This window comes from Micromonospora sp. NPDC049257, assembly GCF_040678915.1.
GTDB classification, from domain to species: Bacteria; Actinomycetota; Actinomycetes; order Mycobacteriales; family Micromonosporaceae; genus Micromonospora; species Micromonospora antibiotica.
The window spans coordinates 1-15,157 of sequence record NZ_JBFAQU010000011.1 but is presented as its reverse complement, the minus strand read 5'-3'; the positions used below and the strand labels follow the sequence as shown (position 1 = coordinate 15,157).

Below are 15,157 nucleotides of genomic sequence, written 5' to 3'. Positions count from 1 at the left end.
GCCGATGACCGCCGCCACCGACCCCACGCCGCAGACCTCCGACGACTGGTGGCGTGCCGCGGTCGTCTACCAGGTGTACGTCCGCAGCTTCGCCGACTCCGACGGCGACGGCGTCGGCGACCTCGGTGGCATCCGGCAGCGGCTGCCCTACCTGCGTGACCTCGGCGTGGACGCGCTCTGGCTCACCCCGTTCTACACCTCGCCGCAGATCGACGCCGGCTACGACGTGGCCGACTACCGCGACGTCGACCCGCTCTTCGGCAGTCTCGCCGACTTCGACGCCATGATCGCCGACGCGCACGCGCTGGGCCTGCGGATCATCGTGGACCTGGTGCCCAACCACACCTCCAGCGCGCACCCGTGGTTCACCGCCGCCCTCGCCGCCGGCCCCGGCTCCCCGGAGCGGGAGCGTTATCTGTTCGCCGACGGTCAGGGCGCGCACGGTGAGCTGCCGCCGAACGACTGGGAGAGCATCTTCGGCGGCCCCGCCTGGACCCGGCTGCCCGACGGCCAGTGGTACCTGCACCTGTTCGACCCCGCCCAGCCCGACCTGAACTGGCGGCACCCGCAGGTGCGCGCCGAGTTCGAGGACGTGTTGCGGTTCTGGCTCGACCGGGGCGTCGACGGGTTCCGCATCGACGTCGCCCACGGGATGATCAAGGCGGAAGGGCTGCCGGACGTCGGCTTCAACTCGATGACCACCGGCCGGCGTCAGTCGGAACTGCTCGGCAAGGGCCGGCTGCCCTACTTCGACCAGGACGAGGTGCACGACATCTACCGGGCCTGGCGGCCGATCCTGGACAGCTACCCCGGTGGCCGGATGGCGGTGGCCGAGGCGTGGGCGGAGACCCCGCAGCGACTGGCCCGCTACATCGGCCCGGACGAGCTGCACCAGGCGTTCAGCTTCGACTTCCTCGACGCCACCTGGTCGGCAGACTCGTTCCGCAAGGTGATCGACACCGCGCTGGCCGAGTCGACGATCGTCGGTGCGCCGACCACCTGGGTACTGTCCAACCACGACCGGCAGCGGCACGTCACCCGGTACGGCGACGGCGAGATCGGCCTGCGCCGGGCCCGCGCCGCCGCCCTGCTGATGCTGGCCCTGCCCGGCTCCACCTACCTCTACCAGGGTGAGGAACTCGGCCTTCCCGAGGTGCTGGACCTGCCCGACGCGCTCCGCCAGGACCCGGCGTTCCTGCGTACCGGGGAGAGCCGCGACGGCTGCCGGGTGCCCATCCCGTGGAGTGGCGAGCTGGCCCCGTACGGCTTCGGTCCGCAGGGCAGCGCGCTGAGCTGGCTGCCGGCCCCGGCGACCTGGCGGGCCCTCTCGGTGGCCGCCCAGACCGGGACGCCCGGCTCGACGCTGGAGCTGTACCGGGCGGCGCTGCGGGTGCGGCACGAGCACCCGGCGTTGGCCGCCACCGCCGGCCCGGTGGTCTGGTTGGAGACCGGGCCCGGCGTGCTGGCGTTCCACCGGGCCGCCGACGACGCCCGGCTGACCTGCGTGGTCAACCTCAGCGGCGCCCCGGTCCGGATCGACGGGTACGGCCACCCCCTGGTGGCCAGCGCCGACCTCACCGAGCAGGACACCGGACACGTCCTGCCGGTGGACGCCGCCGCGTGGTTCGAACGGCGCTGAGCCGGGTAACCCGCCTTTGACCTGGTCGTCCGTTGTGCCCCGCGCCGACGGGCGACTGGGCTGCCGACCCCTTGTGGTGGGGGGTGAAGGTGGCACCGGCGTCCCGGGAGGTCCGCTTCCCGGGGTGCCGGTGCACCACCGCGCACCGGCGTCGCCCGACCCGTCAGCGCCCGCGCAGCAGCCCCGCGATCCGCCCGAAGCCCGCCCGCACCTGCGCCTCGGTCGGTACGGGCGGCGGCTGCGGCCGGTCGGGCCCGGCGACCGCCTCGTCCTCCTGCTCGTCGAGGATGTCCTGCTCGTCGAGGACGTCGTCGAAGTCCCCGTAGAGGTCGGCCGCCTCGATCCGGGCCTCCTCGTCGGCGGCGGCGAGTTGCGACGCGGCGATCTCCTGACGGATCTCCCCGGGCGACAGCGCGGGCACCAGCGGTTCGACCACCGCCATGAACCGTTCGTCGGCCACCACCGCCTCGGCCAGGGCCAGCGCGTGCGGTCGCTCGTACGGCCCGCAGACCACGGGTTCCCACTCGGCCGGATCGGCGAGCGGGCCGAACGTGACGATCCAGGGCAGGGTGAGCAGCGGCGAGTCGTCCGGCAGGTCCAGCGTCACGAGTGCGCCCACCGGCTCATCATGTCGGCTCGGCCTCGAACGTGGGCAGTATTCGCCTCAACCCACGGTGACCCGACTCAGCAGCGGCGGAGGCGACCGGCCGGTCCTGACGTCGTGCCGCCTCGGATCAGCGCGCGTTCAGGCTGAGCATGAGATTCTCGTCGGCATTGTGGATCGCGAGCAGTTCGAACCGGGTGGACTGCCGAATATGATCACTCGGAGCGGAGAAATCCGCCTTCAGTAGCCAGTCGAGCGTCGCCGTGCGCTCCTTGGCAGTGAGGACCGGACCGAGGCAACCCTCGACCAGGTTCTTCAACAGAAGCCGCTGCACGGAACCACGGAGCTTCACCCTGCAGAAGATGTGCGCCACTTCGTTCCGGCGGTACTTGTCCGGCTGACCGACCGCAGCCGCCAGCTCGTCCCGCGTGCCCGGCAAGGTCACATTGACGATGCGCAGCGCACCGTCGACCGTGACCGGGCCGGACCAACGCTCGACCCAGGCGTCCGTGACCTTGGCCGGGGTGATGCCGGCGAACGCCGGAACGGGTCCGGTGCGGGTGGCGGTGGGGGTCGGTGGCGGCAGGGGTTCGCCTCTGTCTCCCTGCGTGCCGGGGGGCCGCTGGGGGGCCGCGCTCCTGTCGCGCCACACCACGGCGGTCAGGAGTAGGGCCAACACCACGACAGGCACCGTCAGCAGGAGCCACCTTCTTGACGTCTTCGACGTCGTCCCGCCATCCGCCGGCACCGATCCGGCTTCCCGTTCGAACTCGTTCACTATTGTGCCCCCCGTGTCACATTTAATCGGCAATGGTGCCACCACACATTGCCAGCCATCATGGAGAATAGCCGCGCAATGAACATTTGTCAATATTGCGCATTCAGATCAACCTCTGCAACTATCAAACTCGCGGCAATCGCCGCGGAAATCCACGGGGAGGATTACTTGACAAAGCTGCGAACAGCGACGCTGGCCGCACTGACCTGCGCGAGCCTTGTCGCAACCCTGCCACCGACAGCACCTGCGGCAGCCGCGAGCTGCAGCCGGACCGGTTGCAATGGCAAGATGGCGTCCGCCAATGGATGCATCACCGGCGCCTATGCCATCTCCAGCTTCAGTCGCGTGGACGGAAATGATCCGGACGGCACCGTGGCACACGGCGACCTCTACTATTCACCAGCCTGCGGCGCAATGTGGGGCGACTACACTGCCACCTATTTTGCCGACGGTTCCACCGTTCGCCTGGACTGGCAGCCCACGTACGGCGGACTGACGCAGACAGCGGCCTCACTGAGCGTGAACGGTAGCGGCAACTACGTCACCACGATGTTCAGCTGGGAGTACTCGCTGCAACTGTGCGCGTCGTCGCCATCGGGCAACCCGGAAGGCAATGAAACCTGCACCGCATGGCGATGACCACTTATCCGGCATGGCAACACCCTGCCACTGACCGACGCTTTTTTGAAACGGGGGGAAGTTGAAAAGAACCAGTAGGAAAACATGTGCGGCCATAGCCGTACTGGTCGCCCTCGCCGGCACCGCGAATGCGGTGCCAGCTGCGGCGCAGGGGCGGCCGGCCGGAGCCTCCACCACAGATCCGTCAGCGGTCCACGACCCCGACACAGCACTCGGGAAGAACTGGCCCGCCTCCTCTGACGTCCTGGTCACCGGGGTGGGCGACAGTAACGGCTTCCACCTCTATATCGCCCGGGAACGCAACGCCTTCGCCTGGTCCACGTTGGCCACCCTGTCGGCCTCGTCGCTGGACATGGGTCCGTGGATGGGTGAGACCTGCGTGACCGGCTCCGGCCGTTACGCGGTAGCGGTGTTCGCGCCGAAGATGGCCGCCAACAAGCCCAATCTGGTGCGGGCCGGAGGGATCGCCGCAGTAGTCGACATCGCCAGCGGCAAGTCGACCACCGTGGCGACAGGGTTGCAGCTGGCCTACTTCAACCCCGCTTGCGGACCGGACGACCGGGTACTGCTCACCCGTGCGGTCGGGGAGGACATGCAACTGACCGATCTGCTCACCGTGGATGCGGCCGCTCACCGGGTCACCCGTACCCGGCGGATCGCGGCCCAGCTCACCACACCGGCGCCGTCGGCCGACGGCGACTACGGCATCGCCCGGGGACATCTGGTGAAGGTCGACCCGACCGGGGCACTCACCGAGGTGGCCCGCCCGGCCGGTCCGGTCTCTACTCTTCGCGGCACCGCGCGCAGCGGCGTCGATCTGGTCGCCATCTCGGGCGAGCGGGCCGTGGCCCAGCGGTACCAGGCAGACCGGCTCCGGACCGTCGTCGTCGGCGGCAAGGGTCACCTGCAGCTGATGGGCCAGGCAGGCGGACGGAACGTGCTCGTCGGCACCGCACCCGCCCCCGACCGCAGTTGGCCGGATCTGACGGTGATCAGATCGGACCGTCAAGTCCGAGCCGTCTCCGCACGGGGTCACCTGCTGGCCGAGGACGTCGCCACCGCACAGGGCCAGCAGGCGGTACGCGCACCTTTGTCGCCCGCAGACCGGGCCGACGCCGGCCGGGTACAGGTGGCAGTCCAGGCGACCGCCAGCGGCCGCCGCTCCACCGTCACCTTCGACACCTCCCGGACAGCGCCTCGGCTCGATGCGATACCGACCCGCGCGGCGGCCGCGCCGACCGCGAGCGCACCGGCCGTCGACCCGACGATCTCGAGCCCGAAGTGCGCCGTCCGGCGCAACGACCCGAAGGTTCAGGCGCAGCAGGCAAGCGCCGGCATGGTCGAATGGGCGGTGGACCGGGCGGTACACGGCACCCTCACCACCTCCCGTCCGGCCAACTACCTGAAGTCAGGGCTGCCCTCCTACAGCCCGCAAGGGCTGTTCCCGAAGCGTGCGGTGGCCGGCGGCGGTGAAGTGCCGGCACAGCTCATGCTGGGCATCCTGGCCCAGGAGACGAACCTCTCCCAGGCCTCCTGGCACGCCGTCCCCGGCGACCTGGGCAACCCGCTGATCGCCGACTACTACGGCAACGCCGGAGCCAGTATCGACGTCATCAACTACCCGAAGGCCGACTGCGGGTACGGCATCGGCCAGGTGACCACGGGAATGAGCGTCGGCGACACGGTCTACAGCCGCAACCAGCAGATCGCGATCTCAGTCGACTACGCGGCGAACATCGCCGCCGGGCTCAACATCCTGATCGACAAGTGGAACCAGATCTACAACGAACCGCTCGGTCGGAGCACCCTCAACAACAACGATCCCACCTGGATCGAGAACTGGTTCCTCGCCGTCTGGGCCTACAACAGCGGCTATCACCCGAGTAGCGAGGCCAGCAACAACAACGGCCGATGGGGCATCGGTTGGCTGAACAACCCGGCCAATCCGACCTACGACCCGGCCCGGGCGGGATTCCTGCGGAACTCGTACGCCGATGCGGAGACGCCGGGCCACTGGTCGTACCCGGAACGCATCATGGGCTGGGTGGAAACCCCGCAGCTGAAGGGCTACCCGATCGCCACGGAGGCGTACGCCCAGCCGACATACGGTGCCAAATCTCCGACCTACCCGAGCCGCTTCACCAAGGTGCTGTCGCTGCCGGGCATCTACACGTTCTGCTCGCCGACCATCAACAGTTGCACCCCGAACACCGCGAGTCCGTGCCCGGCCGACAGTGAGGCCTGCTGGTGGCACGGCAGTGCCAGCTTCGCCAACTGCATCGCCGCGGCATGTGCGAAGGAAAAGCTGACCTACGGCTCGACGTCCGCAGAGCCGGGGGTACAGCGGGTCTACGACCGGGACTGCTCGGTCTTCACCGGCAACTCCGATCCGGACAAGGACGCCACCCGTAAGAGCAGCATCGTGTACACCACGATCGACTCGTCACAGTACGCGCTGGGCTGCACCAGCGACCCGAACGACGGCAAGTTCACCCTCCGTGCCGGTTCGCCGACGGGCAGCACGAACGCCCTCTACGCGGACATCGACCTGCATCAACTGGGCGCCGGCTACCAGGGGCACATGTGGTTCAGTCACGTCTATCCGACGGTCAACGGAAGCGCCAACCCCAAGCACAACCTGGTCGGCGCTTGGACACCTAACCTGGACCTGCAACCGGGAGAACGGATGCGGTTCGACATCGTCGCGCACCTGCCCAGCCACGGGGGCGAGTACGAGAACGCAGAATACGTCATCCGCGGCGGCAACGACGGCAGCGAGTACACCTGCGAACTGGATCAGGGCACCGGGCTGCCCGGGATCAACGGTCACGACAAGTGGGTTTACCTGGGTGCCTACAATCTGGGTCGTGGATCGTATGTGCTGCTGAACAATTCAGGGCCCGGCAGCAACGTCGACATCGCCTGGGACGCCATGGCGTTCGTCCCCATCGCCAACCGCACCGGCCACGACTGCAAGGATCCCTACTAGCAGCGCCGACATCGGACCGACCAGCCGATGCGCAATGTCAGCAAACGCCCCCGGTGACGAGTACCGCGTCACCGGGGGCGTTTGCCCTGTCCTCGGCTCGGTTCTGTCAGGGTGTGTCCAGGGCGGCGCGGACCAGGGCCAGCGCCCGGTCGGACGGCACCCCCAGCCGGGCTGCCTCCTCGGCGTACCGGGTGGCCGCCCGCTGCAACCGGTCCGCCGCGTCGTCCCGCCCCGGGGCGACGAAGCTGCCGTGCCGGCCCCGGGTCTCCAACAGCCCGGCCGACTCCAGCTCCCGGTAGGCGCGGGCCACCGTGTTCACCGCCAGCCCCAGCTCGGCCGCGAACTGCCGCACCGGGGCCAGGCGGGTGCCCACCGCCAACCGGCCGTCGCCGATCATCGCGGCGAGCTGCGCCCGCACCTGCTCGTACGGGGGCACCGCCGAGCCCGGGTCGATCTCGATCAGCATCAGCCCGCTCCTCCCGGCGTACCCGGATCGGTCTCGGTCTCGACGTCGGCCTCGACGTTGACCTGCCGCATCACCGCACCCTCGGAGAGGTCGACGACCCGGCCGTGCCGGCTGGTGGCGGCGAGCGCGGCACCGAAGAGCACCAGCTGGTTGAGCAGGTAGAGGTAGAGCAGCACGGCCACCGCACCGGCCACCACCGCGTACGCCGGGTTCCGCTCGGTCCGCACGATGTAGAACCGGCCGACCGTGTTGAGCAGGGTGATCCCGACCGCCACCAGCAGCACCACCGGCCGCAGCCGTCGCCGGCTCATCCGCAGCCGGGGCACCACCACCAGCAGCGCCGTCGCCAGCACCGCGTTGACCAGCACGCTGAGCACCGCGCTGATGGTGGTCAGCCCCACCGAGCCGGTGGCCCGCAGCAGGAACCGCAGCACCGACTCCAACGCGTCCACCGCCGCCACCGAGACGCCGAGCATGACGAAGACCAGCAGCAGCACGCCCAGGTCCACCAGCGGACGGACCAACAGGTTGCCCGGTTGCTGGTTGAAGCCGTACATCAGCCGCTGCGACGACCGGATCGCCTCCACCCAGCCGATCCCGGTGAAGACCAGGATGACCAGGCCCACCACCCCGACCGCGTTGCTACTCTCGGCGATCTGCTGCGGGTCGAGGAAGGGCAGGTTGTCCCGCAGGAACGCCGCCACCGCGTCGGAGACCTCGTCGTTGTCCTCCAGGATCGCCCCGAAGACCGAGTACGCCACCAGGGCGAGGGCGAAGACCGCGAAGAAGCCGTAGTAGGCGATGGCGGCGGCCAACCGTCCGCCCAGCACCTCGCCGTAGAGGTCCACCGCCCGCCAGACATGGTCGAGCCGCGGCCACCGGTGCCGGGCCACGGCGAACCGGCGGTCCATGCCGGCCGTCCACCGGCCCCACGCATCCACCACGTCATCCTCGCCGATCTGTCGTCACCGGGCCCGCCAACCGGCCGCCGGCGGAAGGGGTGCCGGCCACCGGCGGACGGGGGTGCCGCCCGTGCTGGCGCTGCGACCGGACACCGGCGGGCGGGTCAGCCGCCGAGCCGGAAGTCCCGGCGCGGCTGCCACCGGGTCTGACCGCTGTGCGAGAACAGGGTGAACGCCTCCACCTCGAACATCGCCGAGAAGTCCGCCAGGTCCTCGTACGCCCGGTCCAGCGCCTCGGGGGCGACGTCCTGCGCCACGGTGACGTGCGGGTGGTACGGGAAGCGCAGCTCCCGGTGCAGCTGGGGCGCGGCGTTGATGGCGGCGGCGAGCAACTCGCACTCGCTGATCCCGGCCGCCACCGCGACGAAGACCACCTGGGTCACTGGCCGGAACGTGCCGGTGCCCCGCAGATGCAGGGTGAACGGCAGGTGGGTGGCGGCCACCTCGGCCAGATGCGCCTCAACCGCCCCCAACGCGGCCACCGGGATCTCGGTCGGACCGAGCAGTGTCACGTGCGCCGGGACGACCTGCGGGTCACCCGTCTGCACCCGCCGTCGGGTGAGCAGCTCACCCCACGGCTCCGGGATGTCCACCGCGATCCCGATCTGGATGGTGTCGCCGGCCACCGGAACCTCGTCCCTGCGATCCACGCTCCGCGCCACCCCTCCGGCCATCGTCTCGACCCGTACCGCCGCCCCGCCCACGACTACTCGAAGCGGACCGGCGCCAGGAACCCGACCCGCTCGTACGCTGTGCGCAGCGTCGGCACGGTGACCTCGCGGGCCTTCTCCGCACCGGCGGCGAGCAGCTTGTCGAGCTGGGCGGGATCGTCGAGGTACCCCCGGGTGCGTTCCTGGATCGGGGTGACGAACTCGCGGACCACCTCGCCCAGCTCCTTCTTGAGATCGCCGTACCCCCGGCCCGCGTACGCGGCCACCAGGTCGTCGATGCTCCGGCCGGACAGCGCGGAGTGGATGGTGAGCAGGTTGGACACCCCGGGCTTGGTCTCGGTGTCGAAGACGATCTCCCGGCCGGTGTCGGTCACCGCCGAGCGGATCTTCTTGGCCGAGCGGGCCGGATCCTCCAACAGGTCGATGATGCCGGTCGGTGAGGACGACGACTTCGACATCTTCGCCGTCGGCTCCTGAAGATCCGTGATCTTGGCAGTGTCCTTGACGATGTGCGGGGCGGGCACCGTGAAGGTCGGCCCGAACAGCGAGTTGAACCGCTGGGCCAGATCCCGGGACAGCTCCAGGTGCTGCCGCTGGTCCTCGCCGACCGGCACCGCGTCGGCCTGGTAGAGCAGGATGTCGGCGGCCTGGAGGATCGGGTACGTGAACAGGCCGACGCTGGACCGGTCGCTGCCCTGCTTCTGCGACTTGTCCTTGAACTGGGTCATCCGGCTCGCCTCACCGAAACCGGTGATGCAGCCCAGCACCCAGGCCAACTGCGCGTGCTCGGGCACCTGCGACTGGACGAACAGGGCGCTGCGCTCCGGATCGATACCGACCGCGAAGAGCTGCGCGGCGGCCACCCGGGTGCGCTGCCGCAGCACCGCCGGATCGTGCCCGGCGGTGATCGCGTGCAGGTCGACCACGCAGTAGAACGCCTCGTGGGTGTCCTGCAACGCCACCCAGTGCCGCACCGCGCCCAGGTAGTTGCCGAGGTGGAACGAGTCGGCCGTCGGCTGGATGCCGGAGAAGACGCGGGGGCGGGCGGGAACGTCGGACATGCCGGCAATTCTGTCAGCAACCTCCGGCGTACGTCATGACGGGCCGGCGGGTCGACTCGCCGCCGGTTCCGCCGCGGCGGTGACCTCCCGTACCGACGCCCGCGCGACGTCGGCCGGTGCCGCGGCAGCGGCGGCCTCCCGGCGCGGCTCGGGCAGGCGGGCGGCGGAGACCGCGACCCGGGACACCCGACGCCCGTCGAGGGTGAGCACCCGCAGCAGCCAGCCGTCGGCCGGGTCCGTCGCCGACGGATCGTCCGACGCGGTGACCGGGACCTCGTCCCCGGCCACCGGGAGCCGGCCGAGCGCCGCCATCACGTACCCGCCGACCGTCTCGTAGGGGCCGGTGGGCAGCGGCACCCCGGTCCGTTCGGCGAAGTCGGCCAGGTTGAGCCGGCCGTCCACCACGGCCGGCAGACCGGCCGACACCGGTTCGGGTGGACCGGCGTGCTCGTCGTGGATCTCCCCGACCAACTCCTCGATCAGGTCCTCGCAGGTGACGATGCCGGCGGTGCCGCCGTACTCGTCGACCACCACGGCGAGGTGGTGGCCCTCCCGGCGCATCTCGGTCAGCGCGGCGAGCACCCGCTTACTGCCGGGCAACCGCTTCACCTCCCGGCTCACCCGGCCCACCGTGGTCGCCCGGTCCAGGTCGGGGCGCAGCAGCACGTCGCGCAGGTGGACGAAGCCGACCACGTCGTCGTGGGTGCCGTCGACCACCGGGTAGCGGGTGTGCGGCTCGGCCCGGACCAGCCGTTCGGCCTCGGCGAGGGTCAGTCCGGCGGCGAGGAAGACCACCTCGGTGCGGGGCATCATCACCTCGCGGACCAGACTGGCCCCGGCGACCAGCACCTCGTCGATGATCCGCCGTTCGTCGGGGTCGAGCACGGTGTTCGCGGCGACCAGGTCACGCAGTTCGTGCTCGCTGATCCGTTCCCGACCGGCGGCGGGGCTGGCGCCGAGCAGGTCGGTGACGAGCCGGGTGGCGCCGTCGGCGGCCCGGACGACCAGCCGGGCGACACCGCGGGCCACCGGCCCGGGTACGCGTCTGGTCCGCCCCGGCGCGCGTCTGCGGGGCCCGGGACCGCCCGCTTCCCGCATGGAAGTGATGGTAGGGCCGCCAACCACGAACGGTGGACGATGTGCGGATCTGTTCAACTATGAAGGTTCGTGATGGAATAGTGCCGACCCCGCGACGCACAGCGCGACGACAGCACCCGCCCGTAGGGTGATCACGAACGGCCGCAGCGGGCGCGGCCAGGCAGGAGGACCGACGTGAAACTGCTCGTCACCGGCGGCGCCGGGTTCATCGGCAGCGTGGTGACCCGGATGCTGCTCGACGCCGGCCACCAGGTGACGGTCCTGGACGACCTGCGCACCGGCCACCGGGCCGCACTGGCCCCCGACGCCACCCACGTCGACCTGCCCGTGCACGAGGCCGCCCGGGTCCTCACCCCCGACGCCGGCTACGACGGGGTGCTGCACTTCGCCGCGCTGATCGCCGCCGGCGAGTCGATGGTCCACCCCGAGCGGTACTGGCACGCCAACACGGTCAGCTCCATCGCGTTGGTCGACGCCGTCCGGGCCGCCCGGGTGCCACGCCTGGTCTTCTCCTCCACCGCCGCCGTCTACGGCAACCCGGTCGAACTGCCCATCCCGGAGACCGCCGTCAAGGCCCCGACCAACACGTACGGCGCCACCAAGCTCGCCGTCGACCTGGTGCTCACCTCCGAGGCGACCGCACACGACCTCGCCGCCGTGTCGCTGCGCTACTTCAACGTCGCCGGCGCCTACCTGCGCGACGGCCTCGCCATCGGCGAACGGCACGACCCGGAGACCCACCTCATCCCCATCGCCCTCGACGTCGCCGCCGGCCGCCGGGAGAAACTCCAACTCTTCGGCGACGACTACCCCACCGTCGACGGCACCTGCGTGCGCGACTACATCCACGTCGAGGACCTGGCCCGCGCCCACCTGTTGGCGCTCACCGCCGCCGTGCCCGGCCGGCACCGCATCTACAACCTCGGCAACGGCAACGGCTTCACCAACCGGCAGGTAGTCGACGTGGTCCGTGAGGTCACCGGCCACCCGGTGCCCGTCGAGACCGCTCCCCGCCGCGAGGGCGACCCGGCCGAACTCGTCGCCTCCTCGGCACTGGCCCGCCAGGAGTTGGGCTGGGTGCCCGAGAAACCGACCCTGACCGACATGGTGGGCGACGCCTGGGCGTTCTACCGCTCGCACGTGCTGGAGCAGTCGTGACGGGCCGGCCCGACGTCGCCGACCGCGCCACCGCCGGCTTCTCCTCCGGGTACGACGCGACGCCCGCCGGACGCTGGGCGGCACCCGGACGGGTCAACCTGATCGGCGAGCACACCGACTACAACGACGGATTCGTGCTGCCCTTCGCCCTTCCGCTGCGTACCGTGGTCGCCGCCGGCCCGCAGCCCGGCGAACGCTGGACGGTCCGGTCGGAGATCGCCGACCGGCCGGTCGACTTCGGCGCCACCGAGGCCGACACCCCGGGACGGGTCACCGGCTGGGGTGGGTACGTCGCCGGCGTGGTCTGGGCCCTGCGCGAAGCCGGGTACGCCGTCCCCGGCGCCCGGCTGGCCATCGCCTCGGACGTGCCGCTCGGCTCCGGGCTCTCCTCCTCGGCGGCCCTGGAAGCGGCGGTACTCACCGCCCTGGTCGACCTGGGCGGGTTGGACCTGCCCGACGAGCACCGCCCCCGGCTGGCCCAGCGCGCCGAGAACGGCTACGTCGGTGCGCCGACCGGCATCATGGACCAGTCGGCGGTGCTCCGCTGCCGCGCCGGCCACGCCCTCTTCCTCGACTGCCGGGACGAGACAGTCGAACACATCCCGTTCGACCTGGACGCCGCCGACCTGGCCATCCTGGTGATAGACAGCCGCGCCCCGCACCGGCACGCCGACGGCGAGTACGCCTCCCGCCGCGCCGCCTGCGAACGGGCCGCCGCCCTGCTCGGGGTGCCGGCGCTACGCGACGTGCCGGCCGCCGGCCTCGACGACGCCCTGGCCCGGCTGCCCGACGACGAGACCCGACGCCGGGTCCGGCACGTGGTCACCGAGAACCAGCGGGTGCTCGACACCGTCGCACTGCTGCGCGCCGGCCGGGTGCCCGAGATCGGGCCGCTGCTGACCGCCTCGCACGCCTCCATGCGGGACGACTTCGAGATCACCGTCCCCGAGGTCGACACCGCCGTCGAGGCGGCGCTCGCGGCCGGCGCCCTCGGTGCCCGGATGACCGGCGGCGGCTTCGGCGGCTGCGTCCTCGCCCTGGTCGAAGCGGCGGCTGCGGAACCGGTGGCGGCGGCCGTCCGTACCGCCTACGCCGAACGCGGCTTCTCCACCCCCACCACCCTCACCGCCCACCCCTCCCCCGGCACCACCCCCCTCCCCTAACCCCACCCCACCCTCGCTCCCACCCCACCCTCGCCCCCACCCCGCCCTCGCCCGCCCCCGCCTTCGCCCCGTTGATCAAGAGGTTTACGTCAACCCACCAGCAAAATCTGACCAAAAGCTCTTGATCACCGGGGCGAGACGGGCAGCCGGACATGAGGCGCGGCAGGGCCGGTGGGGCGGGGAAAGGCGCGGTGGGGCTCGGTGATCAAGAGCTTTGCGTCGTCTGCCGGGCGGAAACTGACGCAAAGCTCTTGATCACCGAGAGCCGATGAGGCGGGACGGGACGAGGCGGGATTGGGCGGGGCGCTGGGTGGGGTGGGTCAGGCGGTGTCGACGATCATGCCGGAGGCTACGGTGCGGTTGGTGGCCTCGTCGATGATGATGAAGCCGCCGGTGGTGCGGTTGCGGCGGTACTCGTCGGCCAGCAGCGGGACGGTGGTGCGCAACCGGACCCGGCCGATCTCGTTGAGTCGCAGCTCACTGGCGGTCTCGTCGCGATGCAGGGTGTTCACGTCGAGGCGGTAGTACAGGCCACGCACGATCGTCCGCGCCGTCCGGGTGGTGTGCTTGATCGTGTACTTGCCGCCGACCTGGAGCGGGCGGGTCTCGTCCATCCAGCAGACCATCGCCTCGATGTCCTGCGAGACGGTCGGGGCGTTGTTCGGCCGGCAGATCATGTCTCCGCGCGAGATGTCGATCTCGTCGTCGAGGCGGACGGTGACCGACATCGGCGGGAACGCCTCGTCGACCGGGCCGTCGGCGGTGTCGATCGAGGCGATCCGGCTGGTGAAGCCGGACGGCAGGACCATCACCTCGTCGCCGGGCTTGAGGACCCCGGAGGCGACCTGCCCGGCGTAGCCCCGGTAGTCGGTGACCGTGGTCGACTGGGGGCGGATCACGTACTGCACCGGGAACCGGACGTCGACCAGGTTGCGGTCCGAGGCGATGTGCACGTGCTCCAGGTGATGCAGCAGTGACGGGCCCTCGTACCACGGCATGTGCTCCGAGCGGGTGACGATGTTGTCGCCGCGCAGCGCGGAGATCGGCACCACGGTCAGGTCCGGCGCGTCGAGTTTCGCCGCGAAGGCGGTGAACTCGTCGGCGATCTGCTCGAAGACCTCCTGGGAGTAGTCGACCAGGTCCATCTTGTTGACGCACAACACCAGGTGCGGCACCCGCAGCAGCGAACACAGGAACGCGTGCCGCCGCGACTGCTCCACCAGGCCCTTACGGGCGTCCACCAGGATCAACGCCAGATCGGCCGTGGACGCGCCCGTCACCATGTTGCGGGTGTACTGGGTGTGCCCCGGGGTGTCGGCGATGATGAACTTGCGCCTGGGCGTGGCGAAGTAGCGGTACGCCACGTCGATGGTGATGCCCTGCTCCCGTTCGGCCCGCAGGCCGTCGGTGAGCAACGCCAGGTTGGTGTACTCGTCACCCCGGGCCGCGCTGACCGCCTCCACCGCCGCCAACTGGTCGGTGAACAACGACTTCGTGTCATACAGCAACCGACCGATCAGGGTCGACTTGCCGTCGTCCACACTGCCCGCGGTCGCGAACCGCAGCAGATCCATCGGCCGGGCCTCGACCTCGGGTGACACCGTCTCGGCGCTCATCAGAAGTAGCCCTCCCGCTTGCGGTCCTCCATGGCGGCCTCGCTGACCCGGTCGTCGCCCCGGGTCGCGCCCCGCTCGGTGATCCGCGTCGCGGCCACCTCGTCGATCACCTTCTCCACCGTGTCGGCATCCGAGCGGACGGCCGCCGTGCAGGAGGCGTCGCCGACCGTGCGGTACCGCACCCGGGCCTTGAACCGCTGCTCGCCGGCCCGGGGCTGGAAGAACTCGTTGACGGCGTAGAACATGCCGTCGCGTTCGATCACCTCACGGTCGTGCGCGTAGTAGATCGACGGCAACGGCACCCGCTCCCGCG

General features: G+C 70.6%; 13 protein-coding genes and 1 pseudogene. 5 read left to right on the top strand and 9 right to left on the bottom strand.

Annotation, left to right across the window (positions count from 1 at the left end):
- The first annotated feature begins 4 nt into the window (after positions 1 to 4).
- Positions 5 to 1,639 carry a glycoside hydrolase family 13 protein gene (locus AB0K25_RS17780; protein ID WP_363821204.1) on the top strand — a complete coding sequence of 545 codons (1,635 nt, stop codon included), beginning with the start codon at positions 5 to 7 and terminating at the stop codon, positions 1,637 to 1,639.
- A gap of 163 nt (positions 1,640 to 1,802) precedes the next feature.
- Here AB0K25_RS17780 and AB0K25_RS17775 read toward each other — a convergent pair whose 3' ends face one another.
- Entirely contained in the window at positions 1,803 to 2,258 is a 456-nt protein-coding gene (locus AB0K25_RS17775) for a hypothetical protein (protein ID WP_219466927.1), read from the bottom strand.
- A gap of 115 nt (positions 2,259 to 2,373) precedes the next feature.
- Positions 2,374 to 3,021: a hypothetical protein gene (locus tag AB0K25_RS17770; RefSeq protein WP_219466924.1), complete on the bottom strand. Its 648-nt coding sequence runs from the start codon at positions 3,019 to 3,021 to the stop codon at positions 2,374 to 2,376.
- A gap of 60 nt (positions 3,022 to 3,081) precedes the next feature.
- Between AB0K25_RS17770 and AB0K25_RS17765 the strand changes: the two genes are divergently transcribed.
- Together AB0K25_RS17765 and AB0K25_RS17760 are read left to right on the top strand one after the other, a co-directional pair.
- A complete protein-coding gene (locus AB0K25_RS17765; protein ID WP_219466921.1) occupies positions 3,082 to 3,660 on the top strand; it encodes a hypothetical protein in 579 nt (192 codons plus the stop codon).
- A gap of 256 nt (positions 3,661 to 3,916) precedes the next feature.
- Positions 3,917 to 6,649 carry a hypothetical protein gene (locus tag AB0K25_RS17760; RefSeq protein WP_363821199.1) on the top strand — a complete coding sequence of 911 codons (2,733 nt, stop codon included), beginning with the start codon at positions 3,917 to 3,919 and terminating at the stop codon, positions 6,647 to 6,649.
- A 106-nt stretch (positions 6,650 to 6,755) separates the two neighbouring features.
- On the opposite strand, the gene AB0K25_RS17755 is transcribed toward AB0K25_RS17760, so the two are convergent.
- From AB0K25_RS17755 to AB0K25_RS17735, 5 genes are all read right to left on the bottom strand, one after another.
- A complete protein-coding gene (locus AB0K25_RS17755; protein WP_363821196.1) occupies positions 6,756 to 7,115 on the bottom strand; it encodes a GntR family transcriptional regulator in 360 nt (119 codons plus the stop codon).
- Complete coding sequence (locus AB0K25_RS17750) at positions 7,115 to 8,026, bottom strand: YhjD/YihY/BrkB family envelope integrity protein (RefSeq protein ID WP_357536340.1); 912 nt, start codon at positions 8,024 to 8,026, stop codon at positions 7,115 to 7,117. The genes AB0K25_RS17755 and AB0K25_RS17750 overlap by 1 nt, the downstream gene beginning before the upstream one ends.
- A gap of 155 nt (positions 8,027 to 8,181) precedes the next feature.
- Positions 8,182 to 8,751: a 2'-5' RNA ligase family protein gene (locus AB0K25_RS17745; protein ID WP_244252842.1), complete on the bottom strand. Its 570-nt coding sequence runs from the start codon at positions 8,749 to 8,751 to the stop codon at positions 8,182 to 8,184.
- A gap of 32 nt (positions 8,752 to 8,783) precedes the next feature.
- Positions 8,784 to 9,809 (bottom strand): tryptophan--tRNA ligase, encoded by a 1,026-nt coding sequence (trpS, locus tag AB0K25_RS17740; protein WP_208568652.1) that lies wholly within the window; start codon positions 9,807 to 9,809, stop codon positions 8,784 to 8,786.
- Between the two features lie 33 nt (positions 9,810 to 9,842).
- Complete coding sequence (locus tag AB0K25_RS17735; RefSeq protein WP_219466905.1) at positions 9,843 to 10,907, bottom strand: hemolysin family protein; 1,065 nt, start codon at positions 10,905 to 10,907, stop codon at positions 9,843 to 9,845.
- A gap of 228 nt (positions 10,908 to 11,135) precedes the next feature.
- On the opposite strand from AB0K25_RS17735, the gene galE reads away from it, so the two are divergent.
- Both galE and galK read left to right on the top strand, forming a co-directional pair.
- Positions 11,136 to 12,065 (top strand): UDP-glucose 4-epimerase GalE, encoded by a 930-nt coding sequence (gene galE / locus AB0K25_RS17730; RefSeq protein ID WP_357019943.1) that lies wholly within the window; start codon positions 11,136 to 11,138, stop codon positions 12,063 to 12,065.
- Positions 12,062 to 13,228, top strand: coding sequence for a galactokinase (gene galK / locus AB0K25_RS17725; RefSeq protein ID WP_357536177.1), 1,167 nt, complete (start codon positions 12,062 to 12,064; stop codon positions 13,226 to 13,228). The genes galE and galK overlap by 4 nt, the downstream gene beginning before the upstream one ends.
- 320 nt (positions 13,229 to 13,548) lie before the next feature.
- On the opposite strand, the gene cysN is transcribed toward galK, so the two are convergent.
- On the bottom strand, positions 13,549 to 14,844 hold the full coding sequence (cysN, locus tag AB0K25_RS17720) for a sulfate adenylyltransferase subunit CysN (protein WP_363821190.1): 1,296 nt from the start codon (positions 14,842 to 14,844) through the stop codon (positions 13,549 to 13,551).
- Positions 14,844 to 15,157, bottom strand: a pseudogene (locus AB0K25_RS17715) (sulfate adenylyltransferase small subunit); the annotation flags it as partial. The pseudogene AB0K25_RS17715 and the gene cysN, both read right to left, overlap by 1 nt.